Source organism: Kitasatospora sp. NPDC006697, from assembly GCF_042869935.1.
GTDB lineage: Bacteria > Actinomycetota > Actinomycetes > Streptomycetales > Streptomycetaceae > Kitasatospora.
This window is the reverse complement of sequence record NZ_JBIAGU010000013.1, coordinates 213,509-234,530: the sequence shown is the minus strand read 5'-3', so window position 1 is coordinate 234,530 and position 21,022 is coordinate 213,509. Positions and strand designations below refer to the sequence as shown.

The 21,022-nt window shown below is 72.4% G+C and carries 21 protein-coding genes; 10 read left to right on the top strand and 11 right to left on the bottom strand.

Going from position 1 to position 21,022, the window contains the following annotated elements; translation table 11 throughout:
• Positions 1 to 73 precede the first annotated feature (73 nt).
• Positions 74 to 343 carry a type II toxin-antitoxin system Phd/YefM family antitoxin gene (locus ACFYNO_RS20580; protein WP_007266282.1) on the top strand — a complete coding sequence of 90 codons (270 nt, stop codon included), beginning with the start codon at positions 74 to 76 and terminating at the stop codon, positions 341 to 343.
• Entirely contained in the window at positions 336 to 599 is a 264-nt protein-coding gene (locus ACFYNO_RS20575) for a type II toxin-antitoxin system RelE/ParE family toxin (RefSeq protein WP_388013981.1), read from the top strand. The genes ACFYNO_RS20580 and ACFYNO_RS20575 overlap by 8 nt, the downstream gene beginning before the upstream one ends.
• A gap of 133 nt (positions 600 to 732) precedes the next feature.
• Here the strand turns inward: ACFYNO_RS20575 and ychF are convergent, their stop codons facing one another.
• Positions 733 to 1,806, bottom strand: coding sequence for a redox-regulated ATPase YchF (gene ychF, locus ACFYNO_RS20570; protein WP_388013978.1), 1,074 nt, complete (start codon positions 1,804 to 1,806; stop codon positions 733 to 735).
• Between the two features lie 192 nt (positions 1,807 to 1,998).
• Between ychF and ACFYNO_RS20565 the strand changes: the two genes are divergently transcribed.
• Complete coding sequence (locus ACFYNO_RS20565) at positions 1,999 to 2,589, top strand: DUF6542 domain-containing protein (protein WP_388013975.1); 591 nt, start codon at positions 1,999 to 2,001, stop codon at positions 2,587 to 2,589.
• A gap of 24 nt (positions 2,590 to 2,613) precedes the next feature.
• Here ACFYNO_RS20565 and ppgK read toward each other — a convergent pair whose 3' ends face one another.
• Both ppgK and ACFYNO_RS20555 read right to left on the bottom strand, forming a co-directional pair.
• Positions 2,614 to 3,375: a polyphosphate--glucose phosphotransferase gene (gene ppgK / locus ACFYNO_RS20560; RefSeq protein ID WP_388013972.1), complete on the bottom strand. Its 762-nt coding sequence runs from the start codon at positions 3,373 to 3,375 to the stop codon at positions 2,614 to 2,616.
• Between the two features lie 101 nt (positions 3,376 to 3,476).
• The gene (locus tag ACFYNO_RS20555) at positions 3,477 to 4,457 is read right to left on the bottom strand and encodes a 4-hydroxy-3-methylbut-2-enyl diphosphate reductase (protein ID WP_388013969.1); all 981 of its coding nucleotides are present in this window, start codon (positions 4,455 to 4,457) and stop codon (positions 3,477 to 3,479) included.
• Positions 4,458 to 4,545: 88 nt separating this feature from the next.
• Between ACFYNO_RS20555 and ACFYNO_RS20550 the strand changes: the two genes are divergently transcribed.
• Positions 4,546 to 5,943, top strand: coding sequence for an APC family permease (locus ACFYNO_RS20550; protein ID WP_388014057.1), 1,398 nt, complete (start codon positions 4,546 to 4,548; stop codon positions 5,941 to 5,943).
• A 10-nt stretch (positions 5,944 to 5,953) separates the two neighbouring features.
• Positions 5,954 to 7,171: an exodeoxyribonuclease VII large subunit gene (xseA, locus tag ACFYNO_RS20545; protein WP_388013966.1), complete on the top strand. Its 1,218-nt coding sequence runs from the start codon at positions 5,954 to 5,956 to the stop codon at positions 7,169 to 7,171.
• Positions 7,172 to 7,178: 7 nt separating this feature from the next.
• On the opposite strand, the gene ACFYNO_RS20540 is transcribed toward xseA, so the two are convergent.
• Positions 7,179 to 7,661, bottom strand: coding sequence for a GNAT family N-acetyltransferase (locus ACFYNO_RS20540; RefSeq protein ID WP_388013963.1), 483 nt, complete (start codon positions 7,659 to 7,661; stop codon positions 7,179 to 7,181).
• Between the two features lie 70 nt (positions 7,662 to 7,731).
• Here ACFYNO_RS20540 and ACFYNO_RS20535 point away from each other — a divergent pair, with 70 nt between their 5' ends.
• Both ACFYNO_RS20535 and ACFYNO_RS20530 read left to right on the top strand, forming a co-directional pair.
• The gene (locus ACFYNO_RS20535) at positions 7,732 to 7,986 is read left to right on the top strand and encodes an exodeoxyribonuclease VII small subunit (protein WP_388013960.1); all 255 of its coding nucleotides are present in this window, start codon (positions 7,732 to 7,734) and stop codon (positions 7,984 to 7,986) included.
• A gap of 123 nt (positions 7,987 to 8,109) precedes the next feature.
• Complete coding sequence (locus tag ACFYNO_RS20530) at positions 8,110 to 8,718, top strand: malonic semialdehyde reductase (protein ID WP_388013957.1); 609 nt, start codon at positions 8,110 to 8,112, stop codon at positions 8,716 to 8,718.
• A 78-nt stretch (positions 8,719 to 8,796) separates the two neighbouring features.
• On the opposite strand, the gene ACFYNO_RS20525 is transcribed toward ACFYNO_RS20530, so the two are convergent.
• Positions 8,797 to 9,279 (bottom strand): DUF4245 domain-containing protein, encoded by a 483-nt coding sequence (locus tag ACFYNO_RS20525; protein ID WP_388013954.1) that lies wholly within the window; start codon positions 9,277 to 9,279, stop codon positions 8,797 to 8,799.
• Positions 9,280 to 9,548: 269 nt separating this feature from the next.
• On the opposite strand from ACFYNO_RS20525, the gene glpX reads away from it, so the two are divergent.
• On the top strand, positions 9,549 to 10,589 hold the full coding sequence (gene glpX / locus ACFYNO_RS20520; RefSeq protein ID WP_388013951.1) for a class II fructose-bisphosphatase: 1,041 nt from the start codon (positions 9,549 to 9,551) through the stop codon (positions 10,587 to 10,589).
• 64 nt (positions 10,590 to 10,653) lie between these two features.
• On the opposite strand, the gene ACFYNO_RS20515 is transcribed toward glpX, so the two are convergent.
• Both ACFYNO_RS20515 and ACFYNO_RS20510 read right to left on the bottom strand, forming a co-directional pair.
• Complete coding sequence (locus ACFYNO_RS20515; RefSeq protein WP_388014054.1) at positions 10,654 to 11,022, bottom strand: WhiB family transcriptional regulator; 369 nt, start codon at positions 11,020 to 11,022, stop codon at positions 10,654 to 10,656.
• Between the two features lie 351 nt (positions 11,023 to 11,373).
• Positions 11,374 to 12,108 (bottom strand): DUF1707 domain-containing protein, encoded by a 735-nt coding sequence (locus tag ACFYNO_RS20510; RefSeq protein ID WP_388013948.1) that lies wholly within the window; start codon positions 12,106 to 12,108, stop codon positions 11,374 to 11,376.
• Positions 12,109 to 12,207: 99 nt separating this feature from the next.
• Here ACFYNO_RS20510 and ACFYNO_RS20505 point away from each other — a divergent pair, with 99 nt between their 5' ends.
• Positions 12,208 to 13,875 (top strand): fumarate hydratase, encoded by a 1,668-nt coding sequence (locus tag ACFYNO_RS20505; protein ID WP_388013945.1) that lies wholly within the window; start codon positions 12,208 to 12,210, stop codon positions 13,873 to 13,875.
• On the opposite strand, the gene ACFYNO_RS20500 is transcribed toward ACFYNO_RS20505, so the two are convergent.
• The 4 genes from ACFYNO_RS20500 to ACFYNO_RS20485 form a co-directional block, all read right to left on the bottom strand.
• On the bottom strand, positions 13,844 to 15,100 hold the full coding sequence (locus ACFYNO_RS20500) for a hypothetical protein (RefSeq protein ID WP_388013942.1): 1,257 nt from the start codon (positions 15,098 to 15,100) through the stop codon (positions 13,844 to 13,846). The two genes, ACFYNO_RS20505 and ACFYNO_RS20500, sit on opposite strands and share 32 nt — an antisense overlap.
• Positions 15,097 to 15,420, bottom strand: coding sequence for a nuclear transport factor 2 family protein (locus ACFYNO_RS20495; RefSeq protein WP_388013939.1), 324 nt, complete (start codon positions 15,418 to 15,420; stop codon positions 15,097 to 15,099). Before ACFYNO_RS20495 ends, ACFYNO_RS20500 begins: the two co-directional genes overlap by 4 nt.
• Positions 15,421 to 15,481: 61 nt before the next feature.
• A complete protein-coding gene (locus tag ACFYNO_RS20490; protein ID WP_388013936.1) occupies positions 15,482 to 16,909 on the bottom strand; it encodes an ATP-binding protein in 1,428 nt (475 codons plus the stop codon).
• A 342-nt stretch (positions 16,910 to 17,251) separates the two neighbouring features.
• Positions 17,252 to 17,524, bottom strand: coding sequence for a hypothetical protein (locus tag ACFYNO_RS20485; RefSeq protein ID WP_388013933.1), 273 nt, complete (start codon positions 17,522 to 17,524; stop codon positions 17,252 to 17,254).
• Between the two features lie 213 nt (positions 17,525 to 17,737).
• Between ACFYNO_RS20485 and ACFYNO_RS20480 the strand changes: the two genes are divergently transcribed.
• A complete protein-coding gene (locus ACFYNO_RS20480; RefSeq protein WP_388013930.1) occupies positions 17,738 to 20,716 on the top strand; it encodes a BTAD domain-containing putative transcriptional regulator in 2,979 nt (992 codons plus the stop codon).
• The last annotated feature ends 306 nt before the right edge of the window (positions 20,717 to 21,022 follow it).

Sequence of the window (21,022 nt, the reverse complement as noted above, 5' to 3'; positions counted from 1 at the left end):
CTGTGCGACCGCAGTCATGCCTCCATGACGCGGAGCGTTGTGTACACATGGAACACTCGGTACGCTTGAGTGCATGACGCAGCCACTGCCCATCGAGTCCATCCGGGATGTGCGCGCGCACCTGGCCGAGGTCGTGGAGCGAGCCGATCGGGACGATGTGCCCACGGTGATCACACGCCGAGGCAAGGAGGTCGCCGCCGTCGTCTCCATCGAGGTACTGCGCAAGTACCAGGAATGGGAAGAGCGCGAGATCAACCGGATCATCGATGAACGAATGGCGAACCCGGCCCCCGGTATCCCGATCGAGGACATCATGAGGGAGACCCTGGCCCGCAGTGAGTGAGTACCGAACGGTATTCCGACCTGAGGCCCAGGCGGAGCTTCGGAGGATTCCCCGCGACATTGCGCTGCGCATCCTGGCCAAGCTGACCGAGTTGGAGAGCGATCCCCTCGGCCTCAACACCACCGCGCTCGTGTCGCAGCCCGAACGCCGGCGCCTGCGAGTCGGCGACTACCGGGTCGTCTACACGATCGACAACGGGGAACTGGTGGTGTGGGTCGTGCACGTCGGGCATCGCTCCACCGTTTACAGCGCCTGATACCGCCTGATCCAGCGTCAGGACATCCAGCACCCGTCCAGCACCGTGATGACGAAGGGGTCGACTCCCATAGGAGCCAACCCCTTCCGACCTGCATGCTTGACGAATCACCTAGCGCGCAGTAAAGCGATGATCACACGTTGAAGCGGAACTCCACCACGTCCCCGTCCTGCATCACGTACTCCTTGCCCTCGATGCGGGACTTGCCCTTGGCGCGGGCCTCGGGGATGGAGCCGCAGTCGACCAGGTCGTCGAAGGAGACGATCTCGGCCTTGATGAAGCCGCGCTGGAAGTCGGTGTGGATGACGCCCGCGGCCTCCGGGGCGGTGGCGCCCTTCTTGATGGTCCAGGCGCGGACCTCCTTGGGGCCGGCCGTGAGGTAGGTCTGCAGGCCCAGGGTGGCGAAGCCGACGCGGCCGAGGGTGGCCATGCCGGGCTCCTCCTGGCCCATGGACTGGAGCAGCTCCAGGGCCTCGTCATCGTCCATGCCGATCAGCTCGGACTCGATCTTGGCGTTGAGGAAGATCGCCTCGGCGGGGGCGACCAGGGCGCGCAGCTCGTCCTTGAAGTCCTCGTTCACCAGCTCGTCCTCGTCCACGTTGAAGACGTAGAGGAAGGGCTTGGTGGTGAGCAGGTGCAGCTCGCGGATCGGGGTCGCGTCGAAGCCGGTCTCGAAGAGGGTCTTGCCGGACTCCAGCACCTTCTGGGCGGCCTCGGCGGCGGCCAGGGTGGCGGCGGTGTCCTTCTTGAGCCGGGCCTCCTTCTGCAGCCGGGGCAGCACCTTCTCGATGGACTGCAGGTCGGCCAGGATCAGCTCGGTGTTGATGGTCTCGATGTCGTCCTTGGGCGAGACCTTGCCGTCCACGTGCACCACGTCCGGGTCCTGGAAGGCCCGGATCACCTGGCAGATCGCGTCCGACTCGCGGATGTTGGCGAGGAACTTGTTGCCCAGGCCCTCGCCCTCGGAGGCGCCGCGGACGATGCCCGCGATGTCCACGAAGTCGACGGTGGCCGGCAGGATGCGCTCCGAACGGAAGATCTTGGCGAGCACGGCCAGCCGCGGGTCCGGGACGCCGACCACGCCGACGTTGGGCTCGATGGTGGCGAACGGGTAGTTGGCCGCCAGGACGTCGTTCTTGGTCAGGGCGTTGAACAGGGTCGACTTCCCGACGTTGGGCAGACCGACGATTCCGATCGTGAGCGACATGAAGCGAGATCCCGTGGGCTTGGAGGTCGTGGAACGGCACCGTACGGGCCGACTGCCAAGTCTACGGGCCCGCCCGGAACACTCGGAGCCGGAGCCGCGGGCACCCCCGCCGGCAGGCCGGTGGGCAGGACACGGACGAAACTTGACGATTCATTACCCATGGTGATGTTAATCGGACCGTACGTTGGGCGTGTGGAGCAGAGCATCCGTACCCAGCCCCCCGGGCCACGCCCCCGCCGGCCGGCCGCCGCCGACGGCGCGCGCGAGGCCTCCGTACCGGGCCCGGCCGCGCCCCGCGACGCCGTCACCGCCCGGCCCACCCGACTGCGCCCGGCCGGCGGCGGCCCGGTCGTGCTGGCCCGACTGCGCCGCCGGGTGCAGGCCGGCGGCCGGCGGACCGGGCCGCCGACCCGGCTGACCGGGATCGGCACCGGCCTGTTCGCCGTGGTCGCCACCCTGGCCATCGGCTTCCTGGACCAGCTGCTCTTCGGCGGCCTCGGGGTGCTGTTCGGCCTGGGCTTCGTCTTCGTCTGCTTCCAGGCGGCGGTCCGGGTCCGGCTGGCCGATCTGCCGGCCGCGCCGATCAGCGGGCCGATCGCCTTCGCGGTGGCGATCGGCCTGCTCGCCCCGGTACAGGTGCCCGGGGTGATCGGGCAGGTGCTGGCGCTCTGCAGCGGCCTGGCGAGCCGGGCCGGCTGGCTGTTCGGCGGCACCGGGCTGGCCGTGCTGATCGTGCTGGCCCGGTTCGTCGCCCAGCGCCGGATCCGCCGCACCCGGGGCTGACCCCGGCGCGGCGGCCGGTCGCGGTCAGTCCGCGGCCGCCGCCATCGCGGCGCCGACGATCCCGGCGTCGTTGCGCAGCTCGGCCGGCACCACCCGGGCGGCCCGCTCCTTGAGCAGCGGCAGGAACTTGTCGTGCTTGCGGCTGACCCCGCCGCCGATGATGATCAGCTGCGGCCAGAAGAGCCGCTCCACCAGGTCCAGGTACTCGTCGACCCGGACCGCCCAGTCCGCCCAGCTCAGCTGGTGCCGGTCGCGGGCCGCCGAGGAGGCCCGGTGCTCGGCGTCCTTGCCGCGCAGCTCCAGGTGGCCCAGCTCGGTGTTGGGCACCAGCACGCCGTCGGCGAAGAGCGCGCTGCCGATCCCGGTGCCGAAGGTGAGCACCAGCACCGTGCCGCGCTGGCCCCGCCCGGCGCCGTGGGTGAGCTCGGCCAGCCCGGCCGCGTCGGCGTCGTTGAGCACCACCACCGGAGAGTCCAGCGCCTCCCGGAAGAGCCCGGCGGCGTCCAGCTCCAGCCAGCCCTGGTCCACGTTGGCGGCGGTCCTGGTGTGCCCGTCCACCACCACTCCGGGGAAGGTCAGCCCGACCGGCCCCCGGTGTCCGAAGTGCTCGACCACCTCGCGCACGGCCGCGGCCACCGCGGCCGGCTCGGCCGGGTGCGGGGTGAGCACCTTGTGTCGGGGCTGCGCCAGCGCGCCGGCGAGCACGTCCACCGGTGCGCCCTTGATGCCCGATCCGCCGATGTCCACGCCGAAGACCGAAGGTGCTGCGCCCTGGGGTGTGGTCACGTTCGCTACTCCTCGTCGATCGCTCGAGTCCCGGCTCCTCACGGTAGGTGAGGAGCCGGGCGGAAGCAGCTCAAGCGCGTCAGCGCGTCAGAACCGGTGCGTCAGTCGGCGAGCTTGCCGGCGGCCTCGGCACGCAGATCGCGGCGCAGCTCCTTGGGCAGCGAGAAGGTCAGCGTCTCCTCGGCGGTGCGCACCGTCTCCACCGCGCCGAAGTCGCGCTCGGCCAGCCACTCCAGCACGCCCTGGACCAGGATCTCCGGCACCGAGGCGCCGGAGGTCAGGCCGACCGTGGCGACGCCGTCCAGCCAGGCCTCGTCCAGCTCCTCGGCGAAGTCCACCAGGTGGGCGGCCTTGGCGCCGTGCTCCAGGCCGACCTCGACCAGCCGGACCGAGTTGGAGGAGTTCTTGGAGCCGACCACGATCAGCAGGTCGGTCTCCGGGGCGATCTGCTTGACCACCACCTGGCGGTTCTGGGTGGCGTAGCAGATGTCGTCGCTGGGCGGCGAGACCAGCAGCGGGAAGCGCTGCTTCAGCTCGCCGACGGTGGCCATGGTCTCGTCCACCGAGAGGGTGGTCTGGGAGAGCCAGACGACCTTGGACTCGTCGCGCACCTTGACGTTGGCCACGTCCTCGGCGCCGTCCACCAGGTGGATCCGGTCCGGGGCCTCGCCCATGGTGCCGACCACCTCCTCGTGGCCCTCGTGGCCGACCAGCAGGATGTCGTAGTCCTCGTCGGCGAACCGGACCGCCTCCTTGTGCACCTTGGTGACCAGGGGGCAGGTGGCGTCGATGGTGGCGAGCTTGCCCGCCTTCGCCTCGTCGTGCACCGAGGGGGCCACGCCGTGCGCCGAGAAGACCACGATCGAGCCCTCGGGCACCTCCTCCGTCTCGTCGACGAAGATCGCGCCCTGCTTCTCCAGGGTCTGCACGACGAACTTGTTGTGGACGATCTGCTTGCGGACGTAGATCGGCGCCCCGTACTGCTCCAGGGCCTTCTCCACGGCGATGACGGCACGGTCCACGCCCGCGCAGTAGCCCCGGGGGGCGGCGAGCAGGACGCGGCGCTGAGCGGTGGTCGACATGGCTCCTATGCTACGGGTGCCATAGCGGCCCGGTGAGCCGCGCCGGGAACCGGCGGCCTGCCGCGCTGACGGGGCATCAGGTGGTGCAATCGGATCCGTGACCGTGCGAACCGCCTCCGGCGCCCCCCTGCGCCGCAGCCTGGGCCTGCGCGACCTGGTGGTCTACGGCCTGCTGTTCATCGCGCCGATGGCCCCGGTCGGAATCTTCGGGGTGCTGGACGCCAAGAGTCACGGCGCGGTGGCCGCGGTCTACCTGGCCGCCACCGCGGCGATGGGCCTGACCGCCTTCTCCTATGCCCAGATGGTGCGCGCGGTGCCGCAGACCGGCTCGGTCTTCGCCTACGCACGGGCCGGGCTGGGCGAGGCGGCCGGGTTCACGGCCGGGTGGATGGCGATGCTCGACTACCTGCTGATCCCGGCGGTGGCCTACCTCTTCTCCGGGATCGCGCTGCACGCGCTGGTCCCGGGAGTGTCGCGGTGGGCCTGGACGGTGCTGGCGGTGCTGCTCACCACCGCGCTCAACCTGGCCGGGGTGCGCACCGCGGCGGTGGTCGGGTTCGCGGTGCTGGCGATGGAGCTGGCGGTGCTGGCGGTCTTCGTGGCGGCCGCGGTGGTGCAGCTGGCCCGGCACGGGGCGGTCCGGCCGGCCCTCTCACCGCTGACCGGGATCGGCGCCGGTGGACACGGAGGGAGTTCCATCGGCGCGGTGCTCGGGGCGGTGAGCGTGGCGGTGCTCTCCTACCTCGGCTTCGACGCCATCGCCTCCTTCGTCGAGGAGGCGGTCGGCGCCTCGGCGGCGGTGGCCCGGGCGCTGGCGATCTGCCTGGTGCTCGCGGGAGTGCTCTTCGTCGCACAGACGTACCTGGCGGCGCTCCTGGAACCGCTCACGCCCGCCGAACTCGCCGCGCGCCCCGAGGCGCAGGGCTCGGCCTTCTACGACACGGTGGAGGGCTCGGTCGGGCACTGGCTGCACACCCTGGTCGCCGCCTCCAAGGCGATCGGGGCGGCCTTCGCCGCGCTGGCCGGGCAGGCGGCGGCCGGGCGGCTGCTCTTCGCGATGGGCCGGCAGGGGCGGCTGCCGCGCCAGCTCGCCCTGGTGGACCCGGACTCGGGCGTGCCCCGCCGGGCGCTGCTGCTGGCGGCCCTGGTCACGCTGGGCGCGGCCGGCTGGGCGGCCGCGCGCAGCAACGGGCTGGACCAGCTGACCTCGGTGGTGGACATCGGCGCGCTGACCGCCTTCGTGCTGCTGCACGCCTCGGTGATCGGCTGGTACGCGGTGCGCAACCGCTCCCGGGACCGGCTGCGCCACGTACTGCTGCCGGTGGTGGGGATCGCGGTGCTGGTGGCGGTGATCTGGCGGGCGAGCCACGCGGCGCAGCTGGCGGGGGCGCTCTGGCTGCTGGTCGGGCTGGCGGTGCTTTGGCTGCAGGGCGCGGGGCCGGTGGCGCCCGGACGGCCGGGGGGCGCTGTCCGGCGTCGGCGCTAGCCTCGTACGCATGGCCAACCCCAGCTCACCCGAAGCCCCGATTCCGGTCGGCAAGGTCTCCCAGCTGATCGGCGGCTGGATCGACCGGCTCGGCGCGGTCTGGGTGGAGGGCCAGATCACCCAGCTCAGCCGCCGCCCGGGGATGCAGTTCCTGACCCTGCGCGACCCGGAGCAGGACGTCTCCCTGGTCGTCACCTGCTTCCGCTCGGTGATCGAGCCGCTGGCCGACACCCTGCACGAGGGCTCCCGGGTGATCGTGCACGCGAAGCCGGAGTGGTACGCGGGCCGCGGCACCCTCTCGCTGCGGGCCGCCGAGATCCGGCTGGTCGGGCTGGGCGAGCTGCTGGCCCGGCTGGAGCAGCTGAAGCGCCGGCTGGCCGCCGAGGGCCTGTTCGACGCCGAGCGCAAGCGCCCGCTGCCGTTCCTGCCGCAGTGCGTGGGCCTGGTCACCGGCCGGGCCTCGGCGGCCGAGCGGGACGTGCTGGAGGTGGCCCGGCGGCGCTGGCCGGCGGTCCGCTTCGAGGTGCGCAACGTGCCGGTGCAGGGCCCGCAGGCGGCCGCCCAGGTGGCCCGGGCGGTGCGCGAGCTGGACGGGCACCCCGAGGTGGACGTGATCGTGGTGACCCGCGGCGGCGGCAGCGTGGAGGACCTGCTGCCGTTCTCCGACGAGCAGCTCTGCCGCACCGTCGCCGAGCTGCGCACCCCGGTGGTCAGCGCGATCGGCCACGAGCCGGACCAGCCGCTGCTGGACTTCGTCGCCGACCTGCGGGCGGCCACCCCGACCGACGCCGCCAAGCGGGTGGTGCCGGACGTGGGCGAGGAGCAGGCCCGGGTCCGGCAGCTGCGCGACCGGGCCCGGCGCACCGTCACCGACCTGGTGCGGCGGGAGCTGTCCGGCCTGGCCGGGGTGCGCAGCCGACCGGTGCTGGCCGCCCCGCACCGGCTGCTGGACGAGCGCTCGGCGGAGCTGACGGCGCTGGCGGAGCGGGCCCGGCGGACCCTGGGGCACCGGCTGGACCGGGCCGAGTCCGACCTGGGCCACCTGGCCGAGCGGGTGCTGGCGCTCTCCCCCGCCGCCACCCTGGAGCGCGGCTACGCGGTGCTGCAGCGGGCCGACGGGCACGTGCTGACGGACCCTTCGGTGCTGGCCCCGGGCGAGGCGCTGCACGCCCGGGTGGCGGGCGGCGGCTTCGAGGTGACGGTGGCGCGGCTGCCCGAGCAGGGCTGAGGGCGGGTCAGCTCCCGCTTCCGCCGCGCTTGCGGGAGAGCGGCACCGAGTGCTCGGTGAAGCCCAGGCTCCGGTAGAGCGCCTGCCCGTCGGCCGTGGCGTGCAGGTCCACCCGGGAGGCCCCGCGCTCGTCGAACCAGGCCAGCAGCGCCTCGGTGCAGGCCCTGGCGTAGCCGCGCCGGCGGGAGGCCGGGTCGGTGCAGATGTTGAAGACGAAGCCGAACAGCCCCTCCGGGTGCCCGGGGGCGGGCAGCCGCTGCTCCAGGGTGCCGACCGCGCAGGCGGCCAGCCGGCCGGGCGCGGCCGGGTCGTCCACCACGAAGACGCCCATGGTGGTCTCCGGCCCGCCCAGCCGCTCGCGCAGCACCCGCTCGGCCGTCCGCTCCCAGGGCCCGGGCCGGGCCTCCCCCTGCATCGCCTCGAACATCAGCAGCCGCAGCCTGACCAGCTCGGGCGCGTCCTGCGCGGTCCCCTGTCGCACGATGATCATGGACCGCACCCTAGGGCCGGCCGGCCCCGGCCGCACCGGGTTTGTCGGGTCCACCCCCTACCCTGGCCCCATGGCTGACGAGGACGCGAAGACCACCGCAGGGACCAGCGCGGAGCTGGGCTACGAGGAGGCCCGCGACGCCCTGCTGGACGTGGTGCGGCGGCTGGAGGCGGGCGGCACCGGGCTGGAGGAGTCGCTGGCACTCTGGGAGCGCGGCGAGGAGCTTGCCAAGGTCTGCCAGCGCTGGCTGGACGGCGCCCGGGCCCGGCTGGACGCCGCACTGGCCGCCGAGGAGGCCCCGGCCGGTGCCGCCGAGGGCGAGTAGGCGCTCGAAGTGTGGCGCACGCCACACCGCCTCCCGGGAATCGTTGAAAATTCACCCACGTTCGATCCCGGTGGACGCGGCAGCCGCGCCCGCACCGAGCCCGAACCCCGGAGGCACCGCAGCATGAGCACCAACGAGACCCTCGCCCTCGACGCCGCCGCCCAGGACCTGCTCTTCCGCGAGGCCCACACGGTCAGCGCGTTCACCGACGAGCCGGTCTCCGACGAGCAGATCCAGGCGATCTACGACCTGGTCAAGTACGCCCCGACCGCGTTCAACCAGCAGCCGCTGCGCGTCGTCCTGGTCCGCACCCCCGAGGCCCGCGAGCTCCTGGTCGGCCACCTGATGGACGGCAACAAGGCCAAGACCTCGGCCGCCCCGCTGACCGCCATCCTGGTCGCCGACAACGAGTTCCACGAGGAGCTGCCGACCCAGTTCCCGGCCTTCCCGGGCGCCAAGGACGCGTTCTTCAGCGAGCGCTCGGTGCGCGAGGGCTCGGCCCGCCTGAACGGCGCCCTGCAGGCCGCCTACTTCCTGGTCGGCGTGCGCGCCGCGGGCCTGGCCGCCGGCCCGATGACCGGCTTCGACGCCGAGGGCATCAACAAGGAGTTCTTCCCCGAGGGCGACCACTCGGTGCTGCTCGTGGTGAACATCGGCAAGCCGGCCGCCGAGGACGCGTGGTTCCCGCGCGGCCCGCGCCTGGCCTACGACGAGGTCGTCACCACCGTCTGACCGCCTGTCGCGCGAAACGGCCGAGGGCCCGCCTCCGTGGGGGAGGCGGGCCCTCGGCCTTGTCCGGGCGGGCGGCGGTCAGGGCTGCAGGGCAGCGGCCAGCTGGTCCAGCTCGTCGTAGGAGGCGCTGCCGGCCACCACGGTGGTCGCCTTGCCGCTGGTCTCGGCCACCGAGCGGTAGTGGTCGCCCTGGTAGCGGGCCCACGGCTGCCCGCCGATGGTGGACCTGCCGTCCGGGGCGTAGCCGGAGACCACCTGCTTGAGCAGGTCGGTCTGCGAGGCGTCGCTCTGCTCCACCGAGGCGTACTTGCCGTCGGGGGTGACGAAGCCCAGGTGCCAGCCGGCGTGGCCGTCGGCGTCGGTCTGGTAGCTCACCGAGGTGGCCCGCCACTTGTCGGAGAGCCCCTGCGGCGCCAGCAGCGGGTAGGGGGCGGCGCGCTTCGCCGAGGCGAAGGCGGCGGAGTAGTCGACCACCTTGACCGGGTCGCCCTTGCTGCTGTGCGGGATCGTCACGTACGCCACCACGGCCACGCCCATGACGGCGAGCATGGACAGCACCATGTCCCGCACCGTCTGGCGCCCTCTCGAACCACTGTTGCCTGCCACCCCGCCATGGTGACCCATCGGGCCGCCCGCCCCGCGCACCGGGGTGCCGTTCCCGGCGTTCCCGGCCGAAAAGCACCCGTACCAGTGCGGAACCGCAGGTCGGCGGGACCCGCGCCACAGACACCCGTCGGGGGCCCGGATACGATCGGGGGACCCTCACTTGCAGCGATCGACCCTCCGTGGTCGTCCGCTGACTGGCCGTCGCGTACAGAGAGGTAACGACGATGACCACGCAGCACCCCTCCCACCTGCCCCGTTCGCTGGAGGTGGCCCCGGAGGCACCCGACCGCAACCTGGCCCTGGAGCTCGTCCGGGTCACCGAGGCGGCCGCGCTGGCCGCCGGCCGCTGGGTCGGCCGGGGCGACAAGAACGGCGCCGACGGCGCCGCCGTCCGGGCCATGCGCACCCTGGTCTCCACCGTCTCGATGAACGGCGTCGTCGTCATCGGCGAAGGGGAGAAGGACGAAGCCCCGATGCTCTACAACGGCGAGCGGGTCGGCGACGGCACCGGCGCCGAGTGCGACGTCGCCGTGGACCCGGTGGACGGCACCACGCTGACCGCCAAGGGCATGAACAACGCCGTCGCCGTGCTCGCGGTGGCCGACCGCGGCACCATGTTCGACCCGAGCGCGGTCTTCTACATGGACAAGCTGGTCGCCGGCCCCGAGGCCGCCGAGTTCGTGGACATCACCGCCCCGCCGGCCGTCAACATCCGCCGGGTCGCCAAGGCCAAGGGCATCGCGGTCGAGGACGTCACCGTGGTGGTGCTCGACCGCCCCCGGCACGAGCGGCTGGCCGTGCAGATCCGCGAGGCGGGCGCCCGGATCAAGTTCATCTCCGACGGCGACGTCGCGGGCGCCATCATGGCGGCCCGCGAGGGCACCGGCGTGGACCTGCTGATGGGCATCGGCGGCACCCCGGAAGGCATCATCGCGGCCTGCGCGATGAAGTGCATGGGCGGCGTCATCCAGGGCCGGCTCTGGCCCAAGGACGAGGCCGAGCGGCAGAAGGCGCTGGACGCGGGCCACGACCTGGACCGGGTGCTCAGCACCGACGACCTGGTCAGCGGCGAGAACGTGTTCTTCGTGGCCACCGGCATCACCGACGGCGAGCTGCTGCGCGGCGTGCACTACCGCCAGGAGACCGCCACCACCAGCTCGCTGGTGATGCGTTCCAAGAGCGGCACGATCCGTCAGATCGACTCCACCCACAAGCTGTCCAAGCTGCGGGCCTACAGCGCGATCGACTTCGACCGCGCCAACTGACCGGCGCGGTGGCCGGCCGCCGCCCCCGCTGCGGCGGCCGGCCCGCCACGCCGGCCGTCGGGTCTCATCCGGCTATCCGGTTGCGGCCGCGGCGGGCCGGCACCAGCTGCGCCGTCTCGGCGCGCAGCTCGGCCGCCCGCCGGCGCCGGCGGGCCAGCACCACCCGGCGCTCCGCCGCGGTGAGGCCGCCCCAGACGCCGTAAGGCTCCGGCTGGGCCAGCGCGTGCTCCCGGCAGGAGAGCAGCACCGGGCAGCCGGCGCAGACCTGCTTGGCGTGCTCCTCGCGGGCCAGCCGGGCCGCCGTCGGCTCCTTGGAGGGGGCGAAGAACAGCCCGGCCTCGTCCCGCCGGCAGGCCGCCGCGGTGTGCCAGGGGTTCTCCTCCAGCGGATCGAGCCGCAGCGCAGCTGACCCGTCGGTGGGCGCCGGCCGCAGGTCGCGCCGGCCGGCGGCGCGCCCGGCAGCAGGGGTGCGAGGGCGCACGGCAGCGGTGGTGCTGGGCTCGATCGGGTGCAGCACGGCGACTCCTGGGACTGCTCGGGGGTTGGCCCTCGCCACCCGCCGGCCGCCGCCCCGCAGGGCGCTCCGCGTGCTCCGCGGCGGTCGTTTCTGACCGCAGCCGTTCAAGTGACGACGTGCCCCAGGAATTACCCAGCGGATTCCGGGTTCATGCACACCGTGGTCGTCTGGCGACAGCCTGCACTCGGACCAACCATCGGTGCGGGTGCGGCAGTTGATGCAGCGTCCAATCCGGTGTCGGCGCAGGTCAGCGGCGTCCGAACCGGTTCAGCGGCGCAGCTGGTGGCGCGTCCACTCCTTGAGCTTCTTCCCCTTGCGCGCCTTGGCGTCCGCACCGCCGAAGATCGCCGAGCCCTTCACCCGCACCACCGGCGCGTGCGGGTCGGGGGCGGTCTGCTCGCGCACGTCGAAGCCGCCGAAGATCCCGAAGCCGGTGCCGACCAGGGTGACGTTCTCCGGCACCCGGACCGAGACCCCGCCGAAGAAGGCGTTGACCGTGATCTCCACCTCGGGCGACTCGAAGACCGCGTCGGTCAGGTCGATCTCGATCCCGCCGAAGATCGCGGTGGCCCGGATCACCGAGCCCACCCGCCAGCGGCCCTTGCGGGTGGCCCCGCCGAAGACGGCGACCATGTCGGTCGGCTCGTTCCGGGCCGGCGGCAGCGGCACCGGCGCCGGGCGCGGAGCGGGCGCCACGACCGCCTCGCCGGCCGCCACCGGGTGGCTGGGCAGGTCGCGGGTGAGCGGGACCAACTCCCCCAGGGTCTTGGCGCCGTAGGCGGCCTCGATCCGCTCCGCGTGCTCCTCCACGGTCAGCCGGCCCTCGGCGTAGGCGTCGCGGAGCAGTTCGGCGATCCGCTCGCGGTCCGCGTCCGAGGCCCGCAGCTCGGCCTCGGCCACCCGGGTGACCGGCACCGGCGGTTGCTCCGGCTTCGCCAGCTGCACGGGGCGGTCGGACGGCGGCTGCGGCTGCTCCGGCTGCTGCGGAGAGGAAGTGTCCACGGTCACAGCCTAGGGGGTGTGCCCACGGGACCGGGAGGCAAGTCCTACGCTGGAGGGCGCTTCGCCGACGCAGCACCACCACATCGTGAAGGACCTCAGATGGCACCCACGCCGGACTTCGCCTACTCCGACCTGCTCCCGCTCGGGGCCGACCCGACCCCGTACCGCAAGCTGACCTCGGAGGGCGTCAGCACCTTCGAGGCGGACGGCCGGACCTTCCTCAAGGTCGAGCCGGAGGCGCTGCGGCTGCTCACGGCCGAGGCGATGCACGACATCTCGCACTACCTGCGCCCCGCGCACCTGGCCCAGCTGCGGCGGATCCTGGACGACCCGGAGGCGAGCCCCAACGACCGCTTCGTCGCCCTGGACCTGCTGAAGAACGTCAACATCTCGGCCGGCGGCATCCTGCCGATGTGCCAGGACACCGGCACCGCGATCGTGATGGGCAAGCGCGGCCAGCACGTGCTGACCGCCGGCGGCGACGAGGCCGCGATCGCCCGCGGCGTCTTCGACGCCTACACCAAGCTCAACCTGCGGTACTCCCAGATGGCCCCGGTGACCATGTGGGACGAGAAGAACACCGGCTCCAACCTGCCGGCCCAGATCGAGCTCTACGCCACCGACGGGGACGCCTACAAGTTCCTCTTCATGGCCAAGGGCGGCGGCAGCGCCAACAAGTCGTACCTGTACCAGGAGACCAAGGCGATCCTCAACGAGTCGTCGATGCTCTCCTTCCTGGAGCAGAAGATCCGCTCGCTGGGCACCGCCGCCTGCCCGCCGTACCACCTGGCGATCGTGGTCGGCGGCACCAGCGCCGAGTTCGCGCTGAAGACCGCCAAGTACGCCTCCGCGCACTACCTGGACAACCTGCCTACCGGCGGCGACGCCAGGACCGGCCACGGCTTCCGCGACCTGGAGCTCGAGCAGAAGGTCTTCGAGCTGACCCAGAAGATCGGCATCGGCGCCCAGTTCGGCGGCAAGTACTTCTGCCACGACGTCCGGGTGATCCGTCTGCCGCGGCACGGCGCCTCCCTGCCGGTCGCGATGGCCGTCTCCTGCTCGGCCGACCGCCAGGCGCTGGGCAAGATCACCGCCGAGGGCGTCTTCCTGGAGCAGTTGGAGACCGACCCGGCGAAGTACCTGCCGGAGACGACGGACGAGCACCTCGACGACTCCGTGGTGCGGGTCGACCTCAACCGCCCGATGGCCGAGGTGCGGGCCGAGCTGTCCAAGTACCCGGTGAAGACCCGCCTCTCGCTCACCGGCACCCTGGTGGTGGCCCGCGACATCGCGCACGCCAAGATCAAGGAGCGCCTGGACGCGGGCGAGGGCATGCCGCAGTACCTGAAGGACCACCCGGTCTACTACGCCGGTCCGGCCAAGACCCCCGAGGGCTACGCCTCCGGCTCCTTCGGCCCGACCACGGCCGGCCGGATGGACTCCTACGTCGACCAGTTCCAGGCGGCCGGCGGCTCCATGGTGATGCTCGCCAAGGGCAACCGCTCCAAGCAGGTCACCCAGGCCTGCGCCACCCACGGCGGCTTCTACCTCGGCTCGATCGGCGGCCCCGCGGCCCGGCTGGCCCAGGACTGCATCAAGAAGGTCGAGGTGCTGGAGTACCCGGAGCTCGGCATGGAGGCGGTCTGGCGGATCGAGGTGGAGGACTTCCCGGCGTTCATCGTGGTGGACGACAAGGGGAACGACTTCTTCGCCGAGGTCACCGACGGCCCGCTGATCACGGCGATCCGGGTCCGCTCGGCGCAGTAGCCGCCGGCTGGGGCGGCAGCCAGGACGCGGTGACCTCGCCGGCCCCCGTCCCCTTGTTCGAGGGGTCGGCGGTGTCGGTGACGGTCACCGTGACCGGGTAGTCGCCCTCCGCGCGGTAGCGGTGGCTGCCGCTGACGGCGAACGGGCCGCTCCCGCTCACCCGGCCCTCGGCCGCCGGTGTGCCGTCGCCCCAGTCGATGGTGGCGGTGTACCGGTCGGCGGTCACGGTCGGGTCGGGCACGGTGAAGGTCGCCACCGGCCGGCGCACCGCCAGCAGCGGAAGGACCCTCAGCTCACGTCCCGTCACCGTGATCGGCGGCGCGGTCCACTCGACCGTGGCGTCGGTCAGGTGCTCGATGCCCAAGGGGTCGGTCCAGCTGGTCCGCACGGTGTCGGCGCCCAGGGCCGTGCTCCGGTAGCCGAAGGCCGCCGTGCCGTCCGGCTGCAGTGCCGCGTTCCCGCCGCGGCCGGCGTTCGGACCGGTGAGCACGTTGAACGCGACGGTGCCGCCGCCGGTGTAGCGGGTGCCGGTGGCCGCGTTGCCGACGGTCGCGGTGATGGTGGCCGTCCGGCCCGTCTGCACGTGCTGGTCCCCAGGGGCCAGCACCAGCACGAAGGGCGTCTGCCAGTCGACGGTGACGGCGGCCTGGTCCGTGACGCACGCCGAGTCCTCGACCTCGGCGGTCACACTGTCGCGGGTCAGCGCGAAGCTCGTGTACTGGAAGTCGGCATGCCCGGCTCCGGGGCCGTCGGCTGTGACGGGCACCGACCCGCTCGCCGCCCCCTTGAACTCCACCGTCCCGGGCAGCACCCCGCCGTCCGGCACGGTCACGGTCGCCCGCAGGGTCGCCGGGTAGCCGGCGTAGGCCGGACCCACGAGCGCGAGCGCGACGGTGGCGGCGGGCAGCCAGGTCACCGTCACCGGAGCCGCCCGGTCCTCCCCCACGCTCGCCTGCACCTGCTCGGTGACCCCGCGGTCCTGGGAGAGCTCGAGGTCGGCGTCCCCGGCGGCATCCGTCCAGCTCGACGCCACCTGTCCCTGGCCCACCACCGTCCAGTCCACCTTCACCTGCGCCGCCGGCTGCCCACCGGCCGCCACATGCGCGTGGAAGGTCGCCCACCGCCCGGCGATCACCGTCTGCGCGGCGGGCGTGGTGGCCACGGTGTACTGCTGCGGCGCGGCGGGGACCACCAGGAGCACCGCCGCGACGGCCGCGCCCTTCATGCCTGCCCGGTCTCGAACCGGGTCACCTTCCCGCCGTCCACCTGGAACCGCCAGGCGGTCCGCATCTCCCCCCACACCTCGTTCCGGAAGTTCGCCACCAGCGCCCGCCCGCCGTCCCCCTCCGACTGCACCTCCATGTGCCCGCGCGCCGCGAAGATCTCCCGCTCCACCCAGTCGTCCAGGTCCCGGTCCGACCCGTCGTCCGCCATCGTCGCCCCGGGCGCGAGCAGCGAGTCGAACGCCTCCCGGTCATTGGCGTTGATGGCGGCGACGACGGCCCGCACGGTCGGATCGGTCAGCTTGGCGACGGAGATGGTCATACGAGTGCTCCTCAGGTAGGCCCCCTGCCATGACACCGCGTCACGACTCGGGGGGCGAGGATCACCGCGCTTGCCAGGCTGCGATCAACTCCTCCGGCCCAACCCGGCGGACTTCCTGCGCCGTGCAGCCGCTCCGGGTCACGGCGATCAGCGGAGTGTCGGACTCCGCCCCGGGCAGGCGGGACCGGTGCACCATCAGCTCTGCGAGGTCATGGGAGTCGAAGGGCCGCCGTTCCAGCCACTTGATCGAGCCGACGGCCGTGACCCGCCCCGCGACCGGCGCACGGTCAGCCGCCACCAGGTCGATCTCCACGTCATTGGTCCGCGTCCAGTAGCCCCCCACGGCACCCGTCCCTTCCGGCAGGACGTCGGGCCCCAACCGGAGCAGCGCCTCGCGCACCACGGGTTCGATCGCCCGCCCGCGCCATGCCGTCCAATCGCGCTCGATCCGGTCCAGTACCAGGTCCCCGCGGCGCCGTTCGATCTCCGGGAGGTGGGGCCCGAGGAAGCGCAGCCAGAACCGCAGGTGCGGATCGGACACCTGGTAGCGCGATTCCCTGGCCGGTCGGGTCGACAGGGGGGCCGCCACCGACACGATCCGTTTGTCCGCGAGGATCTTGAGCGAACGGTTCAGCGACCCGGCCGCCAGCCCGCCTGCCGCGCGCCCGATCATGGAGAAGGTCCGCTCGCCCGAGCCCACGGCCGTGAGCACCTGCCGCGCCTGCACCTCGGCCGGGAACTCGGCCGCGAGCGAGCGCTCCGCGCTCACCAGCAGCGCGGACGTCGGGTCCCGCACGGCGTCTGCCAGGTACTCGTGCACGGTCGCCCCGGTCGGCCACTCCTCCAGGATCAGCGGCAGGCCCCCGCTCACCAGGTAGGCGTCGAACGCCTCGGCCGCCGGCAACCGCAGTATCCCGCCGACGGCTGCCGGGCTGAGCGGAGCGACCACCATCTCGGTGGCGCGCTGGTGGAACGGGCGTCCGTACTCGTTCAGCGCCTCCATCATCGCGAGGTCCGAGCCGATCCCGATCAGCAGCACCTCGCGCCTGGCGAACTCCCGGTCGAAGAGCTTCTGCAGGGTGCCCTCGAAGCCGGGGTCGTTGGCGATCAGGTAGGGCAGTTCGTCGATGACGACGACGGCGGGACCGTCGGCCGGGAGCGCGTTGGCGAGCAGGGTCAGCGCCGCATCCCAGCTGCGGGGCGCCTGCTGCTGGAAGATCGCGGCCCCGGGGAGCGTGGAGCCGGCCGCCGCCTCCGTGAACAGCCGCAGGTCCTCGTCGGCGCTGGGCTGTGCCGATGCCGTGAAGAACAGGTACGGCACCCTGGCCTGCTCGATGAACTCCTCGGCCAACCGGGACTTCCCGACCCGCCGGCGCCCCCGCATGAGCAGGGCCCGCCCGGGGCGGCCGGCCCGGCCGCCTTCCCGGACGCGCTGGAGGATGCGGGAGAGCTGCTGGAGCTCGTCGTCCCGGCCGAGGAAGTCGTCCATGGGAGAGCCTAAGGTCTCAGGGAGGATAGTTTCATCAGTGATAGTATCATTGATGAGAGTGACCTGGGTCGCTTCTTCTTGTGCACATCCTCGAATCCAGTCGGCACAGTAGGCGTGCGGGCTCGTCCGAGGCGTCCCGCCTAGACCGGTGGCAAATGCATTCCCGGAAGTGGAATGCCTTCGTCAATCCATGTCGTGAAAAGTCGGATTCAGGGCAAAGCACCGTGAATCGTCGGACCACTGACATGTAATTGGCAGGCCCCAAGAAACAACCGAGCCCCCCGGGGCCGCGCGCCGGGGGGCTCTGTGTTCACAGCGTCGTCGGACATCCGACTGACGGATTCAGGCCAACTTCGGGAGGCCTTCGGAGGGCGCGGACTGCTGGTTGACGATCGAGCCGTGCGGCGTGGTGCCGGTCGGGGCACCCGTGGTGTTCGGGGTGAGGGTCGGCTCGGCGACCGGGGCGTTCGGGTCGACAAGAAGGTCCGGGGTGGTCGCTCCCGGCTCTATGTGCTGGTCGGCGGCCTCTGCCCCGGCGTGGATCGCGTTCTCCAGAGCAGCGTTCGCCTCGGCGGTCTGCTCGGGGGACTCAACCGGAGTCTCGATGTCGGCCATTGCCGCACCACCTCTCAGGGGTGTCTGTTACTGAACCGCCCCGGTCGGTCTAGCCGCGGCGTGGGGACAGTATCGTAGGGGTCGTTAAATGTCTTATAAACGGCCCTCAGGGTGCACACGCTGCCCCTTTTGCCCTTCCTGACCTGGCATCACGGCCAGAGCATGGGGGCCAGCACTTCGAGGTTCGTAGTGACAGGCCTTCGGGGGACCCTCATGGAGCTTCAGGCAACGCCGCACAGTGCCGTGCTGCGCTTCCAGGTGCTCGGACCCGTCCAGGCATGGCGCGACGACCACGTCCTCGCGCTCGGTTCACCGCAGCAGCAGGCCGTCCTCAGCGCACTGCTGCTGCACCGCGGACGTCCCGTCACCACCCAGGAACTCGTGGACGGTCTATGGGGCGACCGCCCGCCTCCCCAAGCCGTGGCGGCGCTCCGGACGTACATCTCCCGGCTGCGGACCGTCATCGAGCCGGATCGGGAGACCCGTGCGCCGGCGCGACTCCTGGTGTCGGTGCGCGACGGGTACGCCCTGCACATCCCCGACAGTTCGCTCGACGCCTCGCGTTTCGACACTCTGCTCGCCGAAGCGGGCCAGAACCGTCAGGACGGCGATCTGGAGCAGTCGCACCAGTTGCTCAGCTCCGCCATCGGGCTGTGGAGCGGCCAGCCGCTCGCCGGACTTCCCGGTCCGTTCGCCGAGGCGCAGCGGCTCAGCCTGATCGAGCTCCAGATCGCGGCTCGCGAGGAGCGCTGCGCGGTGGCCCTGGAGATCGGGCTGCACGCCGAGATCGTCTCCGAGCTGAATCACCTGACCGCCGAGCACCCGCTGCGCGAACGCCTTCGCGAGCTGCTGATGTTGGCGCTCTACCGAAGCGGCCGCCAGGCCGAGGCGCTCAACGTCTACGCGGCGACGCGCAAGCTGCTGATCGAGGAACTCGGTGTGGAGCCCGGGGCCGGGCTGGCCGCAATGCACTCACGCATCCTGTCGGCGGACCCGGGTCTGATGACCTCCGTCGCTGAGCCCCGCGGTCAGTCCTCCGAAATCGTCACTCCCGCCCCTCCCGCCCAGCTGCCGGCCGACGTCTCCGACTTCAGCGGCCGCTCCGACCTGGTCACCGACCTGCGCGGGCTGCTCAGCAGCGCCTCCGGCCAGGCCGTCGTGGTCACCTCGCTGGCCGGCATCGGCGGCGTCGGCAAGACCACCCTCGCCGTCCACGTCGCGCACAGCGTGCGCTCCGAGTTCCCGGACGGCCAGCTCTACGTCGACCTCCGTGGCGTCAGCGCCACCCCCGCCGACCCGGCCGTCGTCCTGGGCGACTTCCTCTTCGCCCTCGGCACCACCGAGCCGCCGGAGTCCTTCGAGCAGCGCGCCGCGCTCTACCGTTCGACCCTGGCCGAGCGGCGCATGCTGATCCTGCTCGACAACGCGCACGACGTGCAGCAGGTCACGCCGCTGATCCCCGGTGTGGCGGGCTGCGCGGTGCTGGTCACCAGCCGCTCCCGGCTGGCCGGCATCCCCGGCGCGCACCTCTTCGACGTCGAGGAGCTGACGCCCACCGAGGCGCTGCAGCTCTTCGGCGCGATCGCCGGGCAGCACCGGATCGAGGCCGAGCCCGACGCCGCGATGGCCGTCGTCACCTCCTGCGGCTTCCTCCCGCTCGCCGTCCGGATCGCCGCCGCCCGGCTGGCCAGCCGTCCGCGCTGGACGGTCGCCGACCTGGCCCGCCGGTTAGCGGACCAGCGGCGCCGGCTGGACGAGCTGCAGCTGGGCAACCTCGCGGTGGAGACCACCCTGGGCCTCGGATACGGGCAGTTGAGCCCCGCCGAGGCCCGGGCCTTCCGCCTGCTCGCGCTGGTGGACTGCCCCGACCTGCCGCTCTCTGCCGTAGCCGCGCTGCTCGGCACCTCCGAGGACGAGGCCGAGGACATCGCCGAGGCGCTGGTCGAGGCCAACATGCTGGAGTGCTTCACGCCCGGCCGCTACCGGTACCACGACCTGCTGCGGCTGTTCGCGCAGAAGCAGCGGGAGAAGGTCGCGGACCTGGCGGACACCCAGGCGGCGCTACTGCGGCTGCTGATGCTGCTGGTATCCACGGTGCGCAATGTGGCGCAGGTGCTGGAGCCCGACGACCAGTTGATCGAGCCGCTCCAGGTGGCCGCCGTCACGGCCGAACAGCTGACCGAGCCGGAGGCGGCCCGTGGTTGGCTCCGCTCCGAACTCGACCTGGTGCTCGGCGCGATCGACCAGTCCATCGAGCGCTCACCCGAGCACCTGCGTCTCGCGATCGACCTCCTGGTCAGCCTGAACACGGTGGTCGAGGAGCCGACCTACGCGAAGCAGATCCGTCAGGCCATGGCCTCCGCCGACACGTTGGCGACCGAGTGCGGTGACGACCGGGCGCTGGCCAGGGTCCGCTACGTCCTCGCCTTCTTCGCCTACCTCACGGGCGAGTTCTCCGACTCCGAGGCCTCGCTGCGGGAGTGCCTGGCACTCCTCGGTGACCGGGAGCCGGGGCTGCGCTCCGCGGCGGGGAGTCTGCTCGGCGCCATCCTCAACACGACCAGCCGTCCCGCCGAGGCGCTCCCCTTCCTCGAGCAGGCCCGCGACCTCGCCGCCACGCTCTCCGCCATGGGCAGCGCGGCCCGCATCCAGGGCAACATCGCCCGCAGCCACATGACCCTCAAACAGTGGGACTCCGCCGTCGAGTCCGCCACCTCCGCCGTGGCCATCGCCCGCACCTCCGGCAACGTGCGCTGCCTGGCCGACACGCTCTACCAGTTCGGCGTCGTCCTGCGCGCCACCGGTTCGCCGGCCGAGGCCTCCGTCCAGCTCCGCGAAGCCCACCAGCTCTACCAGGAGCAGCAGCAGCGCCTCTGGGAAGGCCTCTCCCTCGCCCGCCTCGCCGGCTGCCTGCTCGCCGACGACCAGCCCGCCGAGGCCTGCGCCGCCGCCGAGGAGGCCGTCCGGATCGCCGTGGAAATGGATGCCGCCTACTGCCAGGGCCTGGCCAGCGCGGCACTCGGCGAGGCGCTGTTGCGGCTGGGCACGCCCGAGCGCGGGCTGGCCTGCCTGGGCGAGGCCCACGAGGTGTTCACCAGGCTCGGTGTGCCCGAGGCCCACGCAGTCCGGAACCTCATCGACGAGCAGCACACCGAGCCCCTCACCCCTTCCCCCGTACCCCCCGCGCCGTGACCACCGGTCCGGTGCCGCGGGCCCCCCGGAAGCCCGCGTCCCCCCGTACCCCGGTGTCCCCCCGTTCCCCCCGGAAGCGCACCCATCCCCTGGTGAGTGGAGCCCCCGCAGCCCCCCGGCTGCGGGAGCACCGCTCTGCGCTTCCCCGGCGCTGAGATGACTGTCGCACCCGGGGATTGACGTTCGATAAACGCCGGTGGGGGCGCGCGACAATCTCCCGCACCACCCCCGGCCGCCCCGCTGTGACCCCGTGAACGCGGCGTGCCGGGGCCCGATTCGTCGGATCGCGCACGAGTTGGCCGGAAA

What these genes read in the sequence shown, in the direction of transcription:
- ACFYNO_RS20580 (WP_007266282.1), top strand. Translation starts at nt 74, where the DNA reads ATGACGCAGCCACTGCCCATCGAGTCCATCCGGGATGTGCGCGCGCAC.
- ychF (WP_388013978.1), bottom strand. Translation starts at nt 1,806, where the DNA reads ATGTCGCTCACGATCGGAATCGTCGGTCTGCCCAACGTCGGGAAGTCG.
- ACFYNO_RS20555 (WP_388013969.1), bottom strand. Translation starts at nt 4,457, where the DNA reads ATGTCGACCACCGCTCAGCGCCGCGTCCTGCTCGCCGCCCCCCGGGGC.
- xseA (WP_388013966.1), top strand. Translation starts at nt 5,954, where the DNA reads ATGGCCAACCCCAGCTCACCCGAAGCCCCGATTCCGGTCGGCAAGGTC.
- ACFYNO_RS20540 (WP_388013963.1), bottom strand. Translation starts at nt 7,661, where the DNA reads ATGATCATCGTGCGACAGGGGACCGCGCAGGACGCGCCCGAGCTGGTC.
- ACFYNO_RS20535 (WP_388013960.1), top strand. Translation starts at nt 7,732, where the DNA reads ATGGCTGACGAGGACGCGAAGACCACCGCAGGGACCAGCGCGGAGCTG.
- ACFYNO_RS20530 (WP_388013957.1), top strand. Translation starts at nt 8,110, where the DNA reads ATGAGCACCAACGAGACCCTCGCCCTCGACGCCGCCGCCCAGGACCTG.
- ACFYNO_RS20525 (WP_388013954.1), bottom strand. Translation starts at nt 9,279, where the DNA reads ATGGTGCTGTCCATGCTCGCCGTCATGGGCGTGGCCGTGGTGGCGTAC.
- glpX (WP_388013951.1), top strand. Translation starts at nt 9,549, where the DNA reads ATGACCACGCAGCACCCCTCCCACCTGCCCCGTTCGCTGGAGGTGGCC.
- ACFYNO_RS20505 (WP_388013945.1), top strand. Translation starts at nt 12,208, where the DNA reads ATGGCACCCACGCCGGACTTCGCCTACTCCGACCTGCTCCCGCTCGGG.
- ACFYNO_RS20500 (WP_388013942.1), bottom strand. Translation starts at nt 15,100, where the DNA reads ATGAAGGGCGCGGCCGTCGCGGCGGTGCTCCTGGTGGTCCCCGCCGCG.
- ACFYNO_RS20495 (WP_388013939.1), bottom strand. Translation starts at nt 15,420, where the DNA reads ATGACCATCTCCGTCGCCAAGCTGACCGATCCGACCGTGCGGGCCGTC.
- ACFYNO_RS20490 (WP_388013936.1), bottom strand. Translation starts at nt 16,909, where the DNA reads ATGGACGACTTCCTCGGCCGGGACGACGAGCTCCAGCAGCTCTCCCGC.
- ACFYNO_RS20485 (WP_388013933.1), bottom strand. Translation starts at nt 17,524, where the DNA reads ATGGCCGACATCGAGACTCCGGTTGAGTCCCCCGAGCAGACCGCCGAG.
- ACFYNO_RS20480 (WP_388013930.1), top strand. Translation starts at nt 17,738, where the DNA reads ATGGAGCTTCAGGCAACGCCGCACAGTGCCGTGCTGCGCTTCCAGGTG.